At 56.8% G+C, this 20,522-nt stretch carries 19 protein-coding genes; 6 read left to right on the forward strand and 13 right to left on the reverse strand.

The genetic code is table 11. The features are described from left to right. Positions 1-22: 22 nt before the first annotated feature. The 7 genes from rlmN to U738_RS01480 all read right to left on the reverse strand — a co-directional run bounded on the left by rlmN (position 23) and on the right by U738_RS01480 (position 5,802). Positions 23-1,219, reverse strand: coding sequence for a 23S rRNA (adenine(2503)-C(2))-methyltransferase RlmN (rlmN, locus tag U738_RS01450; RefSeq protein ID WP_035576674.1), 1,197 nt, complete (start codon positions 1,217-1,219; stop codon positions 23-25). Positions 1,220-1,308: 89 nt separating this feature from the next. Then, positions 1,309-1,734 carry a nucleoside-diphosphate kinase gene (ndk, locus tag U738_RS01455; RefSeq protein ID WP_008959763.1) on the reverse strand — a complete coding sequence of 142 codons (426 nt, stop codon included), beginning with the start codon at positions 1,732-1,734 and terminating at the stop codon, positions 1,309-1,311. A gap of 229 nt (positions 1,735-1,963) precedes the next feature. Continuing rightward, positions 1,964-2,290 (reverse strand): HesB/IscA family protein, encoded by a 327-nt coding sequence (locus U738_RS01460; protein WP_035576675.1) that lies wholly within the window; start codon positions 2,288-2,290, stop codon positions 1,964-1,966. Between the two features lie 12 nt (positions 2,291-2,302). Further along, positions 2,303-3,487, reverse strand: a complete 1,185-nt coding sequence (locus U738_RS01465) for an aminotransferase class V-fold PLP-dependent enzyme (RefSeq protein WP_035576676.1) — start codon at positions 3,485-3,487, stop codon at positions 2,303-2,305. A gap of 39 nt (positions 3,488-3,526) precedes the next feature. Further along, the gene (gene iscR, locus U738_RS01470; RefSeq protein WP_035576677.1) at positions 3,527-3,994 is read right to left on the reverse strand and encodes a Fe-S cluster assembly transcriptional regulator IscR; all 468 of its coding nucleotides are present in this window, start codon (positions 3,992-3,994) and stop codon (positions 3,527-3,529) included. 78 nt (positions 3,995-4,072) lie between these two features. Beyond that, positions 4,073-4,936 (reverse strand): serine O-acetyltransferase, encoded by an 864-nt coding sequence (cysE, locus tag U738_RS01475; RefSeq protein WP_035576678.1) that lies wholly within the window; start codon positions 4,934-4,936, stop codon positions 4,073-4,075. 113 nt (positions 4,937-5,049) lie between these two features. Next, positions 5,050-5,802, reverse strand: a complete 753-nt coding sequence (locus tag U738_RS01480) for an RNA methyltransferase (RefSeq protein WP_035583048.1) — start codon at positions 5,800-5,802, stop codon at positions 5,050-5,052. 170 nt (positions 5,803-5,972) lie between these two features. Here U738_RS01480 and U738_RS01485 point away from each other — a divergent pair, with 170 nt between their 5' ends. After that, a complete protein-coding gene (locus U738_RS01485) occupies positions 5,973-6,767 on the forward strand; it encodes an inositol monophosphatase family protein (protein WP_035576679.1) in 795 nt (264 codons plus the stop codon). A 100-nt stretch (positions 6,768-6,867) separates the two neighbouring features. Here the strand turns inward: U738_RS01485 and secF are convergent, their stop codons facing one another. The 6 genes from secF to U738_RS01515 form a co-directional block, all read right to left on the reverse strand. Continuing rightward, positions 6,868-7,794: a protein translocase subunit SecF gene (gene secF, locus U738_RS01490; RefSeq protein WP_035576680.1), complete on the reverse strand. Its 927-nt coding sequence runs from the start codon at positions 7,792-7,794 to the stop codon at positions 6,868-6,870. Between the two features lie 64 nt (positions 7,795-7,858). Next, complete coding sequence (secD, locus tag U738_RS01495) at positions 7,859-9,712, reverse strand: protein translocase subunit SecD (protein WP_035583050.1); 1,854 nt, start codon at positions 9,710-9,712, stop codon at positions 7,859-7,861. A gap of 132 nt (positions 9,713-9,844) precedes the next feature. After that, positions 9,845-10,171, reverse strand: a complete 327-nt coding sequence (yajC, locus tag U738_RS01500) for a preprotein translocase subunit YajC (RefSeq protein WP_007111584.1) — start codon at positions 10,169-10,171, stop codon at positions 9,845-9,847. A 124-nt stretch (positions 10,172-10,295) separates the two neighbouring features. After that, on the reverse strand, positions 10,296-11,417 hold the full coding sequence (gene tgt / locus U738_RS01505; RefSeq protein ID WP_081899132.1) for a tRNA guanosine(34) transglycosylase Tgt: 1,122 nt from the start codon (positions 11,415-11,417) through the stop codon (positions 10,296-10,298). Between the two features lie 94 nt (positions 11,418-11,511). Continuing rightward, positions 11,512-12,543, reverse strand: a complete 1,032-nt coding sequence (gene queA / locus U738_RS01510) for a tRNA preQ1(34) S-adenosylmethionine ribosyltransferase-isomerase QueA (RefSeq protein ID WP_035576682.1) — start codon at positions 12,541-12,543, stop codon at positions 11,512-11,514. Positions 12,544-12,648: 105 nt separating this feature from the next. Beyond that, positions 12,649-13,590 (reverse strand): LysR family transcriptional regulator, encoded by a 942-nt coding sequence (locus tag U738_RS01515; protein WP_161786290.1) that lies wholly within the window; start codon positions 13,588-13,590, stop codon positions 12,649-12,651. 147 nt (positions 13,591-13,737) lie between these two features. Here U738_RS01515 and U738_RS01520 point away from each other — a divergent pair, with 147 nt between their 5' ends. The 5 genes from U738_RS01520 to U738_RS01540 all read left to right on the forward strand — a co-directional run bounded on the left by U738_RS01520 (position 13,738) and on the right by U738_RS01540 (position 20,503). Continuing rightward, positions 13,738-15,264: a M81 family metallopeptidase gene (locus U738_RS01520; RefSeq protein ID WP_051912742.1), complete on the forward strand. Its 1,527-nt coding sequence runs from the start codon at positions 13,738-13,740 to the stop codon at positions 15,262-15,264. 30 nt (positions 15,265-15,294) lie between these two features. Next, complete coding sequence (locus tag U738_RS01525) at positions 15,295-16,905, forward strand: ABC transporter substrate-binding protein (RefSeq protein WP_051912743.1); 1,611 nt, start codon at positions 15,295-15,297, stop codon at positions 16,903-16,905. Between the two features lie 99 nt (positions 16,906-17,004). Continuing rightward, positions 17,005-17,946: an ABC transporter permease gene (locus tag U738_RS01530; protein WP_035576684.1), complete on the forward strand. Its 942-nt coding sequence runs from the start codon at positions 17,005-17,007 to the stop codon at positions 17,944-17,946. Beyond that, positions 17,946-18,839, forward strand: coding sequence for an ABC transporter permease (locus U738_RS01535; RefSeq protein WP_081899012.1), 894 nt, complete (start codon positions 17,946-17,948; stop codon positions 18,837-18,839). The genes U738_RS01530 and U738_RS01535 overlap by 1 nt, the downstream gene beginning before the upstream one ends. Further along, positions 18,836-20,503 (forward strand): ABC transporter ATP-binding protein, encoded by a 1,668-nt coding sequence (locus tag U738_RS01540; protein ID WP_235208624.1) that lies wholly within the window; start codon positions 18,836-18,838, stop codon positions 20,501-20,503. Before U738_RS01535 ends, U738_RS01540 begins: the two co-directional genes overlap by 4 nt. The last annotated feature ends 19 nt before the right edge of the window (positions 20,504-20,522 follow it).

Raw genomic sequence — 20,522 nt, forward strand, 5'->3', positions numbered from 1 at the left:
GCCCAATTTTCTACACCTCACCTTAGTCCGCATCAAGCTGTACCGACTGGATATAGCGCGCGCTGCGTTTGGTGCGGTCCTTCACGCGACCAACCAGCTGGCCGCAGGCGGCGTCAATGTCTTCACCTCGGGTCGTTCTTACCGTCGCGTTGTAGCCTAAATCGTATAGCCACTGCTGGAAGCGCATCACTTGGTTGCGCGACGGTTTTTCGTACCCTGAATTGGGGAACGGGTTAAACGGGATCAGGTTGATCTTGCACGGCAGCTCTTTGAGCAGTGCGGCAAGCTGCTCGGCGTGCTCCTGCTGATCGTTGACGTCTTTGATGAGCGTGTACTCAATAGTGACCTGACGATTGTCCGGGCACTTGGAAAGATAGCGATGGCAGGCATCCAGCAGCGCGCGAATATTATATTTGCGGTTGATGGGCACCAGCTCATTGCGCAATTCGTCAGTCGACGCATGCAGCGAAATGGCCAAGCTGACGTCCATTTCATCGCCAAGCTTGTCGATCATTGGCACCACGCCAGAGGTCGACAGCGTTACCCGACGCTTGGACAGGCCGTAGCCGTTGTCGTCGAGCATTAGCTTCATGGCGGGCACAACGTTATCGAAGTTGAGCAGTGGTTCGCCCATGCCCATCATCACTACGTTGGTCACCGGGCGATTGGCCGTGTCACGCCGCGGGCCAACGCTGCGCTGAGCAACCCAGACCTGACCGATAATTTCAGCGGCGGTTAAGTTACGCTGAAAGCCCTGCTTGCCGGTGGAACAAAAACTACAGTCCAGCGAGCAGCCGACCTGGGATGACACGCACAGCGTGCGGCGCTTACCGTTCTCCGCCGGGATCAATACCGTTTCTACATAGCTGCCATCTTCCACTTCCAGCACCCACTTACGCGTGCCGTCGCTGGAAGTACCTTCATAGATCACCCCTGGCCCACGAATTTCTGCCAGCCGTGTTAGTTTTTCCCGCAACGCTTTGGAGAGATTCGTCATGGCGGCAAAGTCATCGCTGCCTTCCTGGTGAATCCACTTCATTAGCTGCGCAGCACGGAACTTCTTTTCGCCGATCGACAAAAAGAAGGCTTCCATCTGCTCGCGGGACATACCAAGCAGGTTTTGAAGCTCAGGCGTCGCTTTGGCAGCAGGTGTGCTGGCGGCGTCTGAGCTATCAGCGTCACGGGGGGCGGGCGTATGTTGGGCTACAGTGGTGGTCATGGCGGTCAGCGTTATAGAAAGGGGCGGGGGACAAGCCCCCGCAAAATGGCCGGCAACGAAAGTTGATTCGGCGGCGCTACCTTGAAGGCTTAGCGCGGGCAGATTTCGTCGTTGCCAAAGAAGTAGCTAATTTCGCGCTCAGCGCTTTCCGGAGAATCAGAACCATGGACAGCGTTAGCGTCGATTGTTTCCGCAAAGTCGGCGCGAATAGTGCCGGGTGCCGCTTCTTTCGGGTTGGTTGCACCCATCAGATCGCGGTTTTTAGCGATGGCGCCTTCACCTTCAAGCACTTGAACAACCACCGGGCCAGAGGTCATGAAGCCAACCAGGTCTTTAAAGAACGGGCGCTCTTTGTGCTCTGCGTAGAAACCGCCAGCCTTCTCTTCGGAGAGGTGAACCATCTTCGCGGCAACAACGTTCAGGCCAGCTTTTTCAAAACGGGCGATGATCTCACCGATCGCATTTTTAGCAACGGCATCAGGCTTGATAATAGAAAGAGTGCGTTCAGTAGCCATGTTAATGGTCTCCTCAAAAAGGCTTAAGCAAAAAGTGCCGCCCCAGAAGGCCAGGGCGGCCCAGAAAATGATTCGGTTAATGGCGCTTCAGCAGCTAACGTTTAATCAGCTAACATTTTAAAAAGCATGCGGGTATGACCCAACTGCCTGAGCGTGTGTATCCAGGTGCGCGATTATAGCGCTTAAGCCGGGGGATGAATACCGGTGATGAAACTCGACACGACAAAGCTTAGACGGTGAAGCTTTCGCCGCAGCCGCACTCATCTTTGACGTTCGGGTTATTGAAGCGGAAAAAGCGGTTCAGCCCTTCGCTGACATAATCCACTTCACTGCCGTTCAGCATCTCCACCGCATCAGGCGCGACATAGACGCTGGCCCCGTGAGCTTCAAAATGCACTTCTTCGTCGCTGACGGTGTCGGCAAAGTCGAGCACGTAGCTATAGCCAGAGCAGCCGCTGGGCTTGACCGAGACGCGCAGGCCGAGCCCTTGGCCTCGCTCGTCAAGCACGTTGCGAATCTGTTGTGCGGCAGCCGGGGTAATATTGAGTGTTGCCATGAGGCGTCCTCCTTAAAAAGTGTCAGCCGCTTTGCGTGGCGGTGTCCGTAAACCGCTCACCGCATGGCGTATGAGCGTTAGCGCATGATCAATGTCGGCTTCGGTGGTAAAGCGCCCGAAGCTAAAGCGCAGCGACGAAAGCGCCAGCGAGCGCGGCGTGCCGATGCCGAGCAGCACGTAGGACGGGTCGACGCTGGCTGAGTTGCACGCCGAGCCGGTAGAAACCGCCACATCGCGTAGCGCCATCAGTAGCGACTCGCCGTCGACGCCTTCAAACGCCAGGTTGAGAATGTTGGGAACAGCGTGGTCTAAGGGGGTATTGGCAAAAACACCCTCGATACCCTCAAGGCCACGCAAAAAGTGCTGCTGTAGATGCGTAATATGGGCGTTGTCTTCGTCGTACTGCTGGTGCATTAGCGCAAAGGCTTCACCCATGCCAGCAATCTGGTGGGTTGGCAGTGTGCCGGAGCGCATGCCGCGCTCATGTCCACCGCCATGAATCAGCGCTTCCACGCGAATGTCCGGGTGGCGCTTCACATACAGCGCGCCCACGCCTTTGGGGCCGTAGGTTTTATGGCCGGACAGCGACATCAGGTCAATCTGCTGGGCCACAACGTCTAGCGGAATACGCCCTACCGCCTGGGCGGCATCAGTATGAAAGGCCGCGCCAAACTCATGGGCGACGGCCGCCAGGGCCGCGATATCGTTGATGCTGCCCAGTTCGTTATTAACCGCCATTAGCGAGACCAGCGCGGTGTCGTCGCGCATCGCCGCGCGCAGCTGTTCGGGTTGAATGCAGCCATCTCGCCCAGGCGTTAGCCAAGTGACTTCAAAGCCCTCTTTTTCCAGCGCAAGGGCGGTATCTACGATGGCTTTATGCTCGATGGTCGAGGTGACTAAGTGTAGGCCACGTTCGCGGTTGGCGCGCATAAAGCCAATTAGCGCTAAGTTATCTGCTTCTGTCGCGCCGCTGGTCCAGACGATCTCTCTCGGATCGGCGCCAATGGCGTCGGCCACCTGGCGGCGCGCCTGCTCAATCACCTGTTCTGCCTGCCAGCCGAGCATGTGGCTGCGCGAAGCCGGGTTGGCGAACAGCTGGTCAACCGTCAGGTAGCGCTGCATCACCTCAACCACGCGGGCATCTGCCGGATTGGTAGCGGCGTAATCCAGGTAAATGGGCAGCGTGGGTGTGGTCATCGTTACGTTCCAGCGGTTGTTCGGTCAGGAAAAGTGAGATCAGGGTGCCGAGGCGAGAATACCCGCCTCAGCACGCTGTTTCTGTCGCGATGCAATACGTATGACATCAGGGCGCAGCATCAGTTGTGCCAGCGTCATATCGTCCAGAAAGTGGCGTATCTGCACGGAAAGCTCGCACCACAAATGGTGCGTCAAACAGGTGTCGCCCTGCTGGCAGTCGGAAAGCCCCTGGCAGCGGGTGGCATCAACGCTTTCATTCACCGCGTCAATCACCTTTGAAACACTAATCGCGTCCGCGGGTTGGGAAAGCAGGTAGCCGCCGCCCGGGCCACGTACGCTATTGACCAAACCTGCACGCCGCAGGCGAGCAAAAAGCTGCTCTAAATAGGAGAGCGATATCTCTTGGCGCTGGGAGATATCGCTTAGGCTGGTCGGGCCGTTGTGGGCATGCAGGGCTAAATCGAGCATGGCGGTAACGGCGTAACGGCCTTTGGTGGTCAAGCGCATGGCAAGCCCCTCGACGCTGAACGCTCAGCGCACTAACGGCAAATGTGCTGCCATTATGGGAAAACCTGAGTGCTTTGGTCAACCATTACGCGGTGGCAGCGTTTCGTGCTCCCTGGTCGACTCATCGGTCGAGTGCTTGCCAACGCCAGGGCAGCCGGTATCCTGCTCATCCAAAATATCGGCAAAATCTTCATCGCGCAGCGCTGGTAACTGCCCATCGCGGTAGTTGTCATCTAACTTGCGCAAGGTAGAGCACATGCGTTCAATACGCTCATCCACGGCGTGCATATGGTCGAGCATGGCCTGCATCGAGCGGGCCACCGGGTCGGGCATGTCTTGGCTGACGCCGTAGGCATCAAAGCCAAATTTCTGGCAAATGGCTTCGCGGCGGGCAGGGTCGACGTCCAATGCCTCTTCCACATCTGGGTCGGCACGTTTAACAATTTTGCCGGGAATGCCAACAACGGTAGACCCCGGCGGTACTTCTTTGGTAACCACCGCGTTGGAGCCGATTTTGGCCCCGGCACCCACGGTGAAAGGCCCGAGTATCTTGGCGCCTGCACCGACAATGACGCCATCGCCCAGGGTTGGGTGGCGCTTGCCTTTACTCCAGCTGGTGCCGCCCAGGGTGACTCCTTGGTAGAGCGTGACGTTATCGCCGACCAGTGCCGTTTCGCCAATGACCACGCCCATGCCGTGATCGATAAAAAAGCGCCGCCCAATAGTGGCACCCGGATGAATTTCAATACCGGTCAGCCAGCGTGAAAACGTCGACAGCGTCCGCGCCAGCCATTTGAGGTTTTTCTTCCACAGCCAGTGGCCGCAGCGATGCAGCAGCAGGGCGTGCAGGCCGGGGTAGTTGGTCAGCACCTCAAGAAAGTTACGTGCGGCTGGGTCGCGGTCAAATACGCTGTTGATGTCTTCACGTAGACGTTGAAACATGAGGTGTTCCTTGGCGTTGAAGGGCGGCGTCTATCAATAATGGAATCACGTTAAGAATAGCGAAGTTGGGGCGCGCAGCGTCAACTTCAAGTTAGTGCTTCCAGCCTAATGCATTACGGTTTGGGCAGCTTGGTGTTCGCAGCCTTTTCGGTGGCCGATAGAATTCCGCGCAAAATATTTATTTCCATACGCTCTGGGCGGGCGCGCAGGTATAAACGGCGCAGTCTTGCCATTAGCTGCCGCGGCTGATCGGGGTCGTGAAAATCAATACCAATCAGCGTGCGCTCTAAGTGCTCAAAATAGCGCTCAAGCTCGGCGTGGGTGGCCAGCTCATCGTCAGCATTAGTTTCGACTGCGGGGGCGTCAGCCTGGCTTAGCCAGGCCATACGACACTCATAGGCGAGTACCTGAACCGCCGCGGCCAAATTAAGCGAGCTAAAATCGGCGTTGGTGGGGATATGCACATGGGCGTGGCAGCGCTGTAGCTCTGCGTTGGTCAGGCCGCTGTCTTCGCGCCCGAATACCAGCGCCACGCGGGCATCAGCAGGCTGGCACTCGCCGGGCAGGCGGTCGGCCAGTGCCCGGGGCGAGAGCATCGGCCAGGGCAGCGTGCGCGAACGTGCACTGGCGCCCACAGTCAACGTGCAATCCGTCACCGCGTCTTCTAGGGTAGCGTAAACGTTGGCTTGATGGAGGAGGTGGTCAGCGCCTGACGCCCGGGAAATGCTGTCCTGGGTAATCACCTCGCAGCGGGGGGCGACAAGGGCCAAATCAGCCAAGCCCATATTGTGCATGGCGCGGGCTACGCCGCCGATATTGCCAGGATGGCTGGTGCCGATTAATACAATGCGAATGCGCTCAAGCATGATAGGGCCCGGTGAAATAGTGCTCGGTAAATAAGCGTAAAACGCGCAGTCTAGCATGAGTCGATGGCATGCCCGAGAGCGGTCTGCTAGAATTACGCGCCAAAGGCGGATATTGCGCCAACCTATTATTAGCTTCACGTTCTTTAACATCACTGTGACAAGGCCCAACCATGAATCCGATGGTCCAATTTACGTTGCGCGCAGCGCGCAGCGCTGTTGAGCATTTCCTGCGTGTTCGCGAGCGTATTGAAAACGCTCACGATGAATTTAATCTTGACCGCCTGCTCGACGAGACAGCGCGCAAGGCCGAAGCGACGATTGTTCAGCAGTTGGAACGCGGTTACCCCCAGCACGGTGTTTCCGGGCGCTTTACGCCGCATCGCGCGGGTGAAGGCGAAGGCGCGGATATCGTCTGGAAAATTGAACCAATGCACGGCTACTCCAATTTAGCCGTTGCCGGTAAGGGCTTTGCACTCTCAGTGGTGTGTCTTATCAAAGGTCGTCCCGAGCACGCGGTGATCATCTGCCCGTTCGCCGACGACGAATATATCGCTAGCCGCGGCCGCGGCGCCCAGCACAACGATAAGCGTATGCGCGTTAGCAAGCCGACCGCCATTAGCGGTACGCGGTTGGCCATGAGCCTGCCGGAAGCTTGGCTGCGCACGCGTCATCTACCCGCTTATTTAACCGTTTCCCAGCAGCTTGCTCCCCAGGTAGAAACCCTGCTGGCCACGGGTTGTGGGCTGCTGGATCTCTGTGAACTGGCCTGTGGCCGTGTCGACAGTGCGTTCGTGTTGGGTCTTGAAGAGCAGGACATGCAGGTCGGTACGCTGTTTTTGAAAGAGGCGGGCGCCTTGATGGGCACGCCAGACGGCCAGCCCTCGGTGAAAGTGGAAGGGCAGCTAATGGCTGCCGGGCCGCGTCTCTACAAAGCGTTGACCAAGCAGCTGACGCCGCACTTCTAAGCCGCTCTGCCTGCGTCATCGACGGCGAATAAAAAATGCCCCTGCTGGGAAACCGGCAGGGGCATTTTGTTATGCCAGAAGAGTGCTTTTACGGTAAGCGTTAAGGCAGCTCTTCCTCTTCTTCGTCGAGCTCTTTCTTGGTGGGGATCAAATCTTCCCGCGATAGCTTCAGCGGCAGCAGCAGCGCTGCAGCAATATAGATAGAGGAGAAAGTGCCCACCACAATGCCAATCAGCAGCGCAATGGCGAAGTTCTCAATCATATCGCCGCCCAACAGTAGCAGCGCGAGCAGTACCAATAAGGTGGTGCCCGAGGTTGCCAGGGTGCGCGAGAGCGTGGCGTTAATAGCTTCGTTGAAGATCTGCGGCATATCGTCGATACGCGAGGTGCGGATGGCTTCGCGGACGCGGTCATAAACCACGATGGTGTCGTTCAGCGAGTAGCCGATGACTGCCAGGATAGCCGCCAGCACGGTGAGGTCAAAGTCGAGCTGGAACAGCGCAAAAACGCCGACGACGATGATCACGTCGTGCATTAGGGCCAGCAGCGCACCAATCGCAAACTTGTACTGGAAGCGGAAGGCGACATAGAGCATGACCACGCCGAGTGCGACCAGCATGCCCAGTCCGCTCTGGTCGCGCAGTTGGTCACCCACCTGGGAGCCAACAAACTCGGAGCGCACAAGGTCGACGCTATCGCCACTGGAGCGCAGCAGGTTAACCACCTCGCCACCCACATCGGCATCAAACGCCTGCTGGAGGCGGATCAGTACTTCTGTCGAGGCCCCAAAGGTTTGCACCGAGACATCTTGGAAGCCGCTCTCTTCGAGCAATACCCGAATGGCATCTAATGAAGGTGCAGCACCGTAGCGCACCTCAATCAGCGTGCCGCCAGTAAAATCCAGCCCGAAGTTAAGCTGTTGAAAAATGATGGCAGCAATCGACGCGATTAACATTGCAGCTGAGACGATATACGCAAATTTACGCCGCCCCATAAAGTCGATTTGCAGGTGTGATAGGGGTTTCATTACCACCTCTTAAGTTCTGGGCTAAGCACGTGGTTTAGAGCCATGCTGTTTAAATTCATGCTCTTTAAATCCACAGCTTTTTGACGGGTTTGCTGCCATAGGTCAGGTTGACCATGGCGCGAGTCACCATTAACGCCGTGAACAGCGACGTCAAAATGCCGATCGAGAGCGTGACGGCAAACCCTTTAACCGGGCCAGTGCCAATCGAGAACAGGATAACGGCCACCAGCAGCGTAGTGATGTTGGCATCGACGATGGAGGTGAAAGCGCGCTCATAGCCAGCCTGAATCGCCTGCTGAACCGACATGCCATTGCGCAACTCTTCGCGTATTCGCTCGAAAATTAGCACGTTGGCATCCACCGCCATGCCTAGCGTCAGCACGATACCGGCAATGCCCGGTAGCGTCAGCGTAGCGCCCAGCATCGACATTACCGCGACCAGCAGCGTTAAGTTCAGCGCCAGGGCGATGTTGGCAAATACCCCAAACACCTTGTAACGCACCAGCATAAACAGCACGACCAGCAGTAGGCCGATCTGGACTGATAGCAAACCACGCTCAATGTTTTCAGCGCCCAAGCTTGGCCCAATGGTGCGCTCTTGGACAAAGTAGATGGGTGCCGCAAGGGAGCCTGAACGCAGCAGCAGCGCAAGCTCAGCGGCTTCAGTAGGCGAGTCCAGCCCGGTAATCCGGAAGCTGTTGCCCAGCGCGCTTTGAATCGTCGCCAAGCTGATCAAGCCGCGCTCAACGTAGGGCTCGCGCTCAATAGTCTCTTCGCCCGTTTCCGGGTCGGTGACTACCGTGTCCTCGCTTTTGTGCTCGATAAACAGCACCGCCATATTGCGACCAATATTGGTCCGCGTAGCGCGATTCATCAGCGTACCGCCGGTGCCATCCAGATCAATATTGACCTGCGGGCGGCCGTTTTCATCGAAGCTGTTGCTGGCGCTGGAAACACTGTCGCCGGTAATAATTACATCGCGCATTAGCTCAGCAGTGCGCGATGTGTCATTACGAAAGCCAAGCGTTTCTGTTTCGTTATCCGGCGTGTCGTTGCGCGCTTCCAGGCGGAATTCCAGGTTAGCGGTAGCGCCCACAATCCGCTTGGCTGCCACGGTATCCTGGATGCCCGGCAGCTCTACGACAATTTGGTTGGGGCCTTGGCGCTGCACCATCGGCTCCGCCACACCCAGCTCATTGACCCGGTTGCGCAGGGTGGTCAAGTTCTGGTTGATCGCGTAGTCCTGGATTTCGCTGACGGATTGATCACTCAGCGTCATCACCAGCGTTGAGGCGCGACCATCGCCCTCGCTGCTGTATTCAAAGTCAGGGAAGTCACGACTGATCAGGCTGCGCGCGGTATCGCGGTCTTCGGCGCTGGCAAAATCGATCGACAGCGAGCGCTCTTCGATATCGGTATTGCGGTAACGAATCCGCTCATCACGCAGCAGTTCACGCATGGCGCTGGCGTTAACCTCAAGACGCTGGGTAAGCGCCGCGTCCATATCCACTTCCAGCAGGAAGTGCACGCCCCCGCGTAAATCAAGGCCCAGCGTCATGGGTGAGGCGGAAAACGCCTGCAGCCACTCGGGCGTTGCTTCAGCGAGGTTCAGGGCTACCGTTGCCTCATCGCCTAACAGGTCAGTGGCAATGTCGCGTGCAGGAAGTTGATCATCGTCGTGGCGCAAGCGAATGAGCCACTGCCCGTTCTCTTCTTCGAGCGCTTTGATCGCAATATCGTTTTCGCTGAGCGCGGTTTCAACACGGTCTATCTGACGCGCATCCAGCGAGTCGCCTTGGGCGCTGCTAATTTGGATGGCGGGATCTTCGGGGAATAGATTGGGAAGCGAGTAGATAAGGCCAACCACCAGGACGACCAGTATCAGCAGATACTTCCACAGGGGGTAACGGTTGAGCATGCAAGCCCTGCCTTCAATTACAAACGGAATGCTGTGCACGGACACGCCGTGCACAGCAAAGTTCACCATCATTTATACCATGTCACCCCTGCCGGGGTGGCTGGCACTGGTCGGCAGGGGGAATTACAAGGTTTAGATGGACTTGATGGTGCCTTTAGGCAGTACGGCGGCAACGGCGTTCTTCTGCACGTTAACTTCGGTGCCTTCAGAGATCTCGATGGTCAGGAATTCGTCGCTCACTTTAGTAATACGACCCACCAAACCGCCGCCAATGACGATCTCATCGCCTTTATCCAGATTGGTGACCAGCTGCTTGTGCTGCTTAGCGCGCTTGGCTTGCGGGCGCCACAACAGGAAGTAGAAAATCAGCACGAAGCCAACCAGCATCACGATTTGCGCAATACCACCGCCAGCGGCGGCTTCTTGGGCATGGGCTGGTGAGATAAAGAAATCCAGCATTGCAGAGAACTCCTGAGTTAGAAAAGCTTAAGCTTGGTTTATAAAACTTGGTTTTAAAAACATAGTTTATAAAACATGGCCAAACAGTTTAAACCACGCGCCAGGGCGCGTGGCGATTAATTCGCTAGGGCTGGCTTAGGGGAGGCACCGACAGGCCGCGCCGTGCATAAAAGCCTTCCACAAAGGCCGTCAATGTACCCGCTTCAATTGCCGCGCGCAAATCAGCCATTACACGCTGGTAGTAGCGTAAGTTGTGGATGGTGTTAAGCATCGAGCCGAGCATTTCATTACAGCGATCCAGATGGTGTAAATAGCCCCGGGAGAAATGCTGGCAGGTATGGCAGTCGCACTCTTCATCAAGCGGGCGAGTATCGAAACGATGCTTGGCGTTACGGATTTTAACCGTGCCTTCCGAGGTAAACAGGTGGCCGTTACGGGCATTGCGGGTAGGCATCACGCAATCGAACATATCCACACCCCGGCGCACGCCTTCCACCAGGTCTTCGGGCTTGCCGACCCCCATTAAATAGCGTGGCTTCTCATCGGGCATCCAGGTGGGCAGGTAGTCGAGCACTTTGATCATCTCTTCTTTAGGCTCGCCCACCGAGAGACCGCCAATCGCCAAACCATCAAAGCCGATCTCAAGCAGCCCTTTGAGCGAGCGTTCGCGCAGCTCAGGGTGCATGCCGCCCTGAATAATGCCGAACAGCGCGGAAGGCGAATCGCCGTGAGCTTCGCGGGAGCGTTTGGCCCAGCGCAGCGACAGCTCCATCGACTTCTCGGCTTCATCAAAGGTGGCCGGGTAGGGCGTGCACTCGTCAAAGATCATCACTACATCGGAGCCTAGCGAGCGCTGAACCGCCATGGACTCTTCCGGGCCCATAAAGACTTTGCTGCCATCCACCGGCGAGCGGAAATGCACGCCCTGCTCGGTGATTTTGCGCGTCTCGCCTAGCGAAAAGACCTGAAAACCGCCGGAGTCGGTGAGGATGGGTTTATCCCACTGGGCAAAATCGTGCAGGTCGCCGTGGGCTTCAATCACCTCGGTACCGGGGCGCAGCCAGAGGTGAAAGGTGTTACCCAGGATGATTTCGGCGCCGATCTCTTTGACGGAATCTGGCGTCATACCTTTTACCGTGCCGTAGGTGCCTACTGGCATAAACGCCGGGGTTTCCACCGTGCCGCGGGGGAAGTGGAGGCGGCCGCGGCGGGCGCGGCCATCGTCGGCCAGGCGCTCAAAGCGCATAAAGCATTCGTTTCGCATATAAAGTAACTCGTTAATCTCGTTCGTTTGGCGCGACGGGTGCAGGGCCAGCGGGTCAACAATCAGCAGTCAACAACTAGCGGGTCAGCAGCATGGCATCGCCATAGCTAAAAAACGCATAGCGCTCGGCCACTGCCCGTTGGTAGGCGTGCATGGTGGTGTCATAGCCCACAAAGGCGGAGACCAGCATCAGCAGCGTCGATTCAGGCAAATGGAAGTTGGTAATTAAAGCATCCACACAGCGCCACTGGTAACCGGGGTAGATGAAAATATCGGTGTCGCCGCTATAGGGCGCGATCTGCCCATCGCTGCTTTTCATGCAGGCGCTTTCCAGGCAACGCACGCTGGTGGTGCCGACCGCCACTACACGTTTGCCTGCTGCCAGGGTCTCGCGCACCTGCCGGCAGGTCTCTTCGGTAACTTCGATCCACTCGCTGTGCATATGGTGTTCAAGAATATTGTCCACCCGCACCGGCTGAAAGGTGCCTGCGCCCACATGCAGCGTAACAAAGGCGCGGTTAATACCTTTATCCGCGAGGGCATCCAGCAGCGGTTGGTCAAAATGCAGCCCCGCCGTAGGCGCCGCCACCGCGCCGTCACGCCGCGCGTAAACAGTTTGGTAGCGCTCACGGTCGCTGAGCTCATCTTCCCGGGTGATATAAGGTGGCAGCGGCATATGGCCGTGCTTTTCCAGCAGCGCAATCATTGGCGTATCGCCCAGAAAGCGCAGCTCGAACAGTGCATCGCGGCGGCCTTCTACGACGGCGTGAACGTCACCTTCGAAAATCAGCTCGGTACCAGGTTTCGGCGATTTGCTTGAACGAATATGCGCCAGGCCACGGTGAGCATCCAGCGGGCGCTCGAGCAGCATCTCCACCTTGCCGCCGCTGGCCTTATGGCCGTGCAGGCGCGCTGGAATCACCCGGGTATCGTTAAACACCAGCAGGTCGCCAGGCTCAAGAAGCTCAAGCAAATCAGGAAAGCGGCGGTGTTCCAACGCGCCGCTCTGGCCATCCACGCACAGCAAACGGCAGTCGCTACGCTGCTCAGAAGGGTAGCGAGCAATTAATTCGTCGGGTAGCTGGTAATAGAAATCGGAGCGCTGCATGAGGTAAAACGTTTCACCAGTGGTAGAAGGAGCTGAGAGCGGCCCAGCAGAGAGGCGATAGGATACTCGACTACTCGCTTGAAGTCAGGCGTGTCGGCGAGAGTTTCATAGCGAGGTTCTGGCAAAAGGATAAATGCTGCATATTTCTTCGATTAACCGGGAAGCAGCCAATGATAGCGGTCGGTGCTGACGCACAATAAGATGCGATTCCGCCTCAGCAAAGACGGGGTGAGCAATGCTTAGCGCTACTAGTTGGCCACGTGCGAGCTCATGCCTGAGGGCCACCGCTGGCATAAACGTTACCGCATGACCGGCCGATACGTACTGCTTCAGGGTCGCTAATGAATTGCTGACTAGGCTTGGCGTGAAGTGGCGTTTGTCGATGACTTCCACAGTGTCAACCAGTTGACGTAAGCCATAGCCCTGGGAAATCAGCCCGAGCGGGTAGTGAAGAATGTCATCCAGTGACAGTGGTAATGGAAGACAGTTAAGTGGATGGTCGGGGTGCATCACCGCGCATACTGGTTGGCACGCTGAGGCAATCGATTGAACGCCCGGTAGTAGGTGCGGTGAATAAGCGACCCCTAGGTGTGCATCTCCCTCCATCACCCGAGTAACTACCTGATTGACGCTCGCGTGGGTTACTTCAAAAAACAGCTGCGGATGTCGTTGGGAAAAATTGTTGATGACTTCACTCATCAAGGTGGCGCTGTAGCCTTCACTAATCGCTAGACGTAGCGTGCCTCTACTGAGGTTGTCTAGCTCAGAAAAATCACTTAACAGAGCTGTTTCCGCTGCTTGGCGCTCGCGCTGAAAATCCAGCAGCAACTCCCCCGCTTCAGTGGCGCGCACCCCACGCCCATGACGTTCCAACAACTTTACGCCTAGCTCGGCTTCCAGACGGGCAATTTGACGACTGATCACGGATGGTTCGATGTCGAGTTTATCGGCTGCCCGGCGTATAGAGCCTTGTGTAATGGCTTCGAAGGCGTAGCGCATTCGACGTGAATTAAATCCTTCCTTACTTAATGAGGGACGCTGTGACATGTCTGCTTCCATCTAATTAGCCAAGTGTTGCTCAATGGGCAACACTTTCATGATGCATTGGTCATTGCATGTCTGTCTATGCCACGCCTAGAGTGAAAAACATGATGCTGCTGCACTGCGTCATATACTTAAGTCTAGGAGTGGTGCATGAATATCTTGATCGCAGGTTTTCAGCATGAAACCAATACCTTTGCGCCTACCAGGGCGGGCTACTCAAGCTTTGTTCAAGGGGGAGGATTCCCCGCTCTATGTCGAACCGATGAGATACTTAAGTTAGAAAAGGTAAATATACCGATTGGAGGGTTTATCACTGCTGCCTTAGCCGATGGGCATCAGGTTTTACCAGTGATATGGGCAGCAGCAAGCCCTTCGGCGCATGTGACTCAGGAGGCCTTCGAGCGTATTTCCGGTGAAATAACGGCTGCTGCCGCATCAGACAGTTTTGACGCTATTTATCTCGATTTGCACGGGGCGATGGTTTGCGAACATCTTGCAGATGGCGAAGGTGAATTACTCGCTAGATTGCGTGAGATCGTCGGCAGTGAGATGCCAATAGTGGCTAGCCTTGACCTCCACGCTAATGTTACCCAGCGCATGCTTGAAGCCGCTTCGGGCCTGGTGGCCTTTCGCACTTATCCGCATGTGGATATGGCTGAAACGGGCGCCCTTGCAATGGGACTGCTCAAACGCATCTTCGATGGCGAGCAATTACACCTCGTGTCGCGGCGAATTCCTTTCCTTATTCCTATCTCCGCTGGCAGCACCTTTCTTGAACCCGCCCAGGGTGTCTATCACGGGCTTGTCGAGCATGACCGGCGCAGTAATGGCATGTGCTCATTCGCCGCTGGCTTCCCTGCGGCCGACTTTGCTGAATGCGGGCCAGTGGTGTGGGGGCACGGGCCTGACCGTGAGCTATTAGAGACTGAAGTGGCAAGGCTTGCTGACGAAATCGTCACTCTTGAACCCCACTGGCAAGTCCCTTTCCTGACGCCTAAAGAGGCTGTTGCTGAAGCGATGCGGCTTGCGAGTGGTGAAAGCAAGCCAGTGGTTATCGCCGATACCCAGGACAACCCAGGTGCCGGGGGAGATGCAACCACCACCGGTATGTTGCGTGCGCTGGTGGAAGCGGATGCCCAAGACGCCGCCTTAGGGTTGATTTGTGACCCGGTGGCGGCTGCAAAAGCACATGCCGGGGGTGAGGGGGCACGGATTTTGCTTGCGTTGGGTGGAGAGCCAAGTGTTGGCGATGCACCACTGGAAGCCGAGTTCGAGGTGGTGCGCCTGAGCGATGGCCGCTGTCGTTTCGACGGCCCAATGATGCACGGCAATCAGGTCGATCTCGGCCCCAGTGCGCAGTTAAGAGTAGGTGGCGTGGCGATCTTAGTGACCAGTCGTAAGAGCCAACTACTAGATCGCAACCTGCTGCGCATGGTGGGTATTGAGCCTGAGGTAAAGAAGATTTTAGTGCTCAAAAGCTCGGTACATTTTCGTGCCGATTTTCAGCCGATCGCTGCGGCTATTTTGATCGCCAAATCGCCTGGCCCAATGGCGGCTGACCCCAGTGAGCTGCCCTGGCGCTACTTAGCGCCGGGTATCCGAACTCGTCCCATGGGAGAGCCTTTTGTTCCTCCTGATGAGGCTTCGCAATCTAATTTGGTTGGCCACTCAGAGTAGTTCTATCACCAAGAAAAAAGAGGTATCACGATGCAATCTACAGTATTGATTAAATCGTCTCCTGGCATGGTTCGGAGCCTGCTAAGTGCGACGCTGCTCAGCTTTGGTGCAATGTCATTTGTTGCCGAGACTCAGGCGCAAACCGTCAACGCAGTTATGCATTCAGGGGTGCGGATCATTGATCCAATCCTGACCACGGCGCATATCACCCGTAATCACGGTTATATGGTGTTCGATACCCTGCTCGGCATGAATGAAGAGTTCCAGCCACAGCCGCAGATGGCCGATTGGGAAATCTCTGATGACGGCTTGGTATATACCTTCACGCTGCGCGACGGACTTACCTGGCACGATGGCGAGGCGGTCACCGCTGCCGACTGTGTTGCCTCCCTTGAGCGATGGGCAAAACGCGACTCCGGTGGTTTGATGTTGATGGACCATGTCGAATCGCTTGAAGCCAGCGACGAACGCACCATTACCCTGACCTTATCTTCACCGTTTAGCTATGTACTTGAGCTGCTTGCCAAGCCTTCCTCTGTTCCCGCATTCATGATGCCCGAGCGTCTGGCGAGCACAAGTCCTGAAGAGGCAATTCCTGAGCAGATCGGTTCTGGCCCTTTCCGTTTTGTTGCTGACGAGTTCCAGCCCGGTAATCGGGTTGTATATACCAAGTTCGAGGAGTACGTGCCCCGTGATGAGCCGCCAAGTTGGACGGCGGGCGGCAAGGTGGTCAATGTTGACCGCGTCGAGTGGATCACCATGCCCGACCAACAAACGGCTATTAACGCCTTGGGCAGTGGAGATATCGATTTCATTGAGCAGGTGCCGCTTGATCTGGCGCCGCTGCTTGAAACCAATGACGACCTAATCCTTGAGACACTCAGCGAGATGGGCAGCCAGACCATGGGGCGGATGAACTTCCTCTACCCACCCTTTGATGATGTGCGTATTCGTCAGGCGGCGATGCTGGCTATGAATCAAGAGGATGTGCTTGCGGCCTTGGTTGGCAATGCTGATTACTACGAAACATGTGGCTCTTTCTTCGGTTGCACGACGCCGTTAGGCAGTGATGCTGGTACCGATACCTGGATGGCCACAGGCGATCTTGAGCGAGCCCGCGAGCTGCTGGAAGAGGCCGATTATGATGGTACTCCGGTAGTCATGCTACAGCCCACCGATGTGGCAACGGTCTCTCCCCAGCCGGTGGTGGCTGCTCAAGCACTGCGTCAGGCCGGTTTTAATGTCGAAATGCAGCCGATGGACTGGCAGACGCTGGTGACGCGACGTGCCAGCCAGAATGATCCCGCGGATGGAGGTTGGAACATGTTCTTTACCAACTGGATTATCCCGGAAGTGTGGAATCCTATCGTCAACCCGATGCTCAACGCCCAAGGGCGAGAGGGTAGTTTCTTCGGCTGGCCCAAGGATGAAGAGCTGGAAGCCATGCGCCTGGACTTTGCCATGGCGGAGAGTGATGAAGAGCGGGAGCGCATCGCAGAGGCGATCCAAGTCCATGCGCTTGAACAGGTTATCTATGTGCCGCTAGGCGATTATCGCTCGGTCTCCTCCTGGTCCAACCAGCTCGACGGTGTGCTCAAAGGGCCTGTGCCGGTGTTCTGGAACCTGACTAAGAGCGAATAAGGTATTGCCAGTGCGCGAGGGACATTACGTTCGCGAGTGAACCTGCGCACTGGCCTTGTTATTCGACCATGCCTATCCACAACTCATAGCAGGCACCGCATGTTCGCTTACTTTATTCGCCGTATTTTAGCGTCGATCCCCGTTATGCTCGTGGTAGCGCTGTTTGTCTTTCTACTACTGCGCCTATCGCCAGGGGATCCGGCAGCCATTATTGCTGGGGATATGGCGAGTCCCGCTCAACTAGCCAATATTCGCGCTGCATTAGGGCTCGATCAGCCGCTGCATATCCAGTTCTTCGTTTGGCTTGGCGAGCTGGCGCGCGGCAATTTCGGCACATCGCTTATCTCACAGACCCCTGTGCTAACCATGATCGGGCAGCGTCTTGAACCAACCGGAAGTCTAGCGGTGGTAGCGATGCTGTTCACTGTGACTATCGCGATTCCGCTCGGGGTGATCGCCGCGTGGTGCCATGGACGGTTTCTCGACAACCTAGTGATGTCGGCCTCAGTGGTGGGATTTTCGGTACCGGTATTTGTGATTGGCTATTTATTGATTCAGTTGTTCGCCCTTGAGCTGGGCTGGTTGCCGGTGCAGGGCTTTCGAAGTCTCAGTGAGGGAATTGCTCCTTTCGCCAGCCGCATCGTGCTGCCAGCGCTAACGCTATCTTCGATCTATATCGCGCTGATCGCGCGCATGACTCGCGCCAGTATGCTCGAGGTGCTCGACGAAGATTATATCCGTACCGCCCGCGCCAAAGGACTTCCCGAGCGTGCGGTTCTCTTCCGTCATGCGTTGCGTAATGCAGCGGTACCGATTCTAACCGTGATTGGTACTGGCTTTGCCCTGATGATTTCTGGCGTTGTGGTCACCGAGAGCGTCTTCAATATCCCTGGTTTAGGGCGGCTGATTGTGGACGCCGTGCTGGCCCGCGACTACCCGGTGATTCAGGCGTTGATTCTGCTCACTGCCGGACTCTACGTGATTATCAATCTACTGATCGACCTCTCCTACGCGATCACCGACCCGAGGATTCGCTACTGATGCATGCCTCGCACTCCCACTTTACCGTCGCCCCCGAAGGGCGCGGCGTTAGCCGCCTACTGTCGCGACTAAGCCAGACTCGCCCGCAGGGAGTTACCCTGGCCGCTGGTCTTGTGCTGATCTTGATCGTCGCTGTCGCCCTGTTTGCACCTTGGCTAGCGAATCATGACCCGCTGGCGCTATCGCCCGCTAACCGCCTGAAGCCCATGGGGAGTGAGTTTTGGCTCGGCACCGACCCCTATGGACGCGATCTCTACTCACGGATTATCTATGGCGCCCGCGTGTCGCTAACTGTTGGGCTAGGGGTGGCCGTAACAAGTGTGGCTATAGGCTTACCGCTAGGCTTGTTGGCGGGTTACTTCCGTACCCTTGACGCCGTACTCATGCGAATCATGGATGGATTAATGGCGATCCCCGGCATCCTACTGGCAATTGCCATTGTCTCGCTCACCAGCGCCTCCCTATGGACGGTGATGATCGCGATTATGGTTCCCGAGATCCCCCAAGTGGTACGCCTGGTGCGCTCTCGAGTACTGGCGACGCGCGAAGAGGCGTTTGTAGAGGCCGCGATATTAATGGGGACCTCCACCCCTCGGCTGCTGTGGCGACACCTGATGCCGAGTACTTTAGCGCCATTAATAGTGCAGGGTACCTATATCTGCGCTTCGGCCATTCTCACTGAAGCCATCCTCTCCTTTCTGGGCGCGGGGATCGGTACTGAGACACCTTCATGGGGCAATATCATGTCTGAAGGTCGGGTCTATTTTCAGCTTAAGCCTTCACTTATCTTCTGGGCCGGGCTGCTGCTCTCTGCCTGCATCCTGTCGATTAATCTGCTCGGCGATAGTGCTCGCGACGCACTCGATCCGAAGATGAAACGGAGGATGTCATGATGGCGGACACCCCGATACTTGAGGTTGAAAACCTGGTTGTCGAAACCGCTGGGCATAAGCCTACGCGTATTCTGGACGCTATCTCATTCACCATTAGCGCTGGCGAGACGCTGTGCCTGGTGGGGGAGAGCGGTTCGGGTAAATCGGTCACCTCGCTTGCCACAATGGGACTGCTGCCCCCCGGAGCGCTGGTCGCGCGCAGTGGGCAGATTCGGCTTGCCGGGGAGGATGTGCTCGCCGCCACACCGGCCCAGTTACGAGCCCTGCGCGGGCGGCATATGGCGATGATCTTTCAGGAGCCGATGACCGCGCTTAACCCGGTGCTAAGTGCAGGCCGCCAGTTGGACGAAGTGCTGTGCCAGCACACCTCACAAACAGCCCCGCAGCGCCGAGCCCGAGTGCTCGAAGTGTTTGAACAGGTCCATCTTCCTGACGTTGAGCGTATCTATACCAGCTACCCTCATCAGCTCTCGGGCGGCCAGCGTCAGCGCATCATGATTGCCATGGCGTTGCTACTTAAACCTCAATTGCTCATTGCTGACGAACCTACCACCGCCTTAGATGTGACAACTCAGCATCAGATTTTGGCGCTGATTAAACAGCTCCAGCGCGAGCATGGCACCGCGGTGCTGTTTATCACTCACGATATGGGCGTGGTGGTGGATATCGCTGATAGGGTATGCGTCATGCATCATGGCCAGCTGGTGGAAAGTGGCCCTGTTGACCAGGTGCTGGGTAACCCTCAAGAGGCTTACACCCAACGCCTGCTTGCCGCCGTGCCTAGCTTGTTGCCACGCCCGCCGCGGGAGGCCACCAGCAATAAAACCGTGCTGGAAGTGCAGTCGCTTGAAAAAGTGTTTAACGCTAACCAAGGCGTGTTGCGCTGGCTGCGTAAACCCGTAACGCCAACCCGCGCTGTGGATGATGTCAGCTTTGTGCTCAAACGCGGGCAAACGTTAGGTATTGTCGGGGAATCGGGCTCCGGCAAGTCGACGCTGGCGCGCTGCGTGATGCGACTTATTACCCCAACAGGCGGCAACATCAGGGTCAGCGGTAAGCAGATTACTGAGCTGCCTAAATCGATGCTCAAGCCGCACCGCAAACGCATCCAGATGATCTTCCAGGATCCCAATCGCTCGCTAAACCCGCGTATGACGGTGGGGCAGAGCCTAATTGAAGGGCCGACCAACTACGGTACGCCGCGCCGCGAGGCCCTGGCGCGCGGGCGTGAACTGCTCGAACTGGTGGGGCTCCCGGTTGATGCCATTGACCGCTACCCTCACCAGTTTTCCGGTGGTCAGCGCCAACGTATCGCTATTGCCCGGGCATTGGCCATGGAGCCCGAGGTAATCGTCGCCGATGAGGCAGTCTCCGCGCTGGATGTTTCGGTGCAAGCCCAGGTGCTGGCGTTACTCAGTGAGATACAGGCTCGTCTGGGTATTGCTGTGCTATTTATCACCCACGATTTACGCGTTGCCGCGCAGATTTGTGACGATGTGCTGGTGATGCAGCGTGGCCGCCTGGTCGAGTACGGCCCGGCGGCACAGGTGCTTGGCAAGCCCCAGGCTGAGTATACAAAACAGCTGATGGAAGCGGCCCCAGGGCGAGGTTGGGACTTCGCTGCCGGAATGCCAGTGGCGCAGCCCATCAACGCCTTTTCATAACGCTTGAATAGAATATGGA

It is taken from the genome of Halomonas sp. TG39a (genome assembly GCF_000744395.1).
Lineage (GTDB): Bacteria > Pseudomonadota > Gammaproteobacteria > Pseudomonadales > Halomonadaceae > Vreelandella > Vreelandella ventosae_B.

What these genes read in the sequence shown, in the direction of transcription:
- rlmN (WP_035576674.1), bottom strand. Translation starts at nt 1,219, where the DNA reads ATGACCACCACTGTAGCCCAACATACGCCCGCCCCCCGTGACGCTGAT.
- ndk (WP_008959763.1), bottom strand. Translation starts at nt 1,734, where the DNA reads ATGGCTACTGAACGCACTCTTTCTATTATCAAGCCTGATGCCGTTGCT.
- U738_RS01460 (WP_035576675.1), bottom strand. Translation starts at nt 2,290, where the DNA reads ATGGCAACACTCAATATTACCCCGGCTGCCGCACAACAGATTCGCAAC.
- U738_RS01465 (WP_035576676.1), bottom strand. Translation starts at nt 3,487, where the DNA reads ATGACCACACCCACGCTGCCCATTTACCTGGATTACGCCGCTACCAAT.
- iscR (WP_035576677.1), bottom strand. Translation starts at nt 3,994, where the DNA reads ATGCGCTTGACCACCAAAGGCCGTTACGCCGTTACCGCCATGCTCGAT.
- cysE (WP_035576678.1), bottom strand. Translation starts at nt 4,936, where the DNA reads ATGTTTCAACGTCTACGTGAAGACATCAACAGCGTATTTGACCGCGAC.
- U738_RS01480 (WP_035583048.1), bottom strand. Translation starts at nt 5,802, where the DNA reads ATGCTTGAGCGCATTCGCATTGTATTAATCGGCACCAGCCATCCTGGC.
- U738_RS01485 (WP_035576679.1), top strand. Translation starts at nt 5,973, where the DNA reads ATGAATCCGATGGTCCAATTTACGTTGCGCGCAGCGCGCAGCGCTGTT.
- secF (WP_035576680.1), bottom strand. Translation starts at nt 7,794, where the DNA reads ATGAAACCCCTATCACACCTGCAAATCGACTTTATGGGGCGGCGTAAA.
- secD (WP_035583050.1), bottom strand. Translation starts at nt 9,712, where the DNA reads ATGCTCAACCGTTACCCCCTGTGGAAGTATCTGCTGATACTGGTCGTC.
- yajC (WP_007111584.1), bottom strand. Translation starts at nt 10,171, where the DNA reads ATGCTGGATTTCTTTATCTCACCAGCCCATGCCCAAGAAGCCGCCGCT.
- tgt (WP_081899132.1), bottom strand. Translation starts at nt 11,417, where the DNA reads ATGCGCTTTGAGCGCCTGGCCGACGATGGCCGCGCCCGCCGCGGCCGC.
- queA (WP_035576682.1), bottom strand. Translation starts at nt 12,543, where the DNA reads ATGCAGCGCTCCGATTTCTATTACCAGCTACCCGACGAATTAATTGCT.
- U738_RS01515 (WP_161786290.1), bottom strand. Translation starts at nt 13,590, where the DNA reads ATGTCACAGCGTCCCTCATTAAGTAAGGAAGGATTTAATTCACGTCGA.
- U738_RS01520 (WP_051912742.1), top strand. Translation starts at nt 13,738, where the DNA reads ATGAATATCTTGATCGCAGGTTTTCAGCATGAAACCAATACCTTTGCG.
- U738_RS01525 (WP_051912743.1), top strand. Translation starts at nt 15,295, where the DNA reads ATGCAATCTACAGTATTGATTAAATCGTCTCCTGGCATGGTTCGGAGC.
- U738_RS01530 (WP_035576684.1), top strand. Translation starts at nt 17,005, where the DNA reads ATGTTCGCTTACTTTATTCGCCGTATTTTAGCGTCGATCCCCGTTATG.
- U738_RS01535 (WP_081899012.1), top strand. Translation starts at nt 17,946, where the DNA reads ATGCATGCCTCGCACTCCCACTTTACCGTCGCCCCCGAAGGGCGCGGC.
- U738_RS01540 (WP_235208624.1), top strand. Translation starts at nt 18,836, where the DNA reads ATGATGGCGGACACCCCGATACTTGAGGTTGAAAACCTGGTTGTCGAA.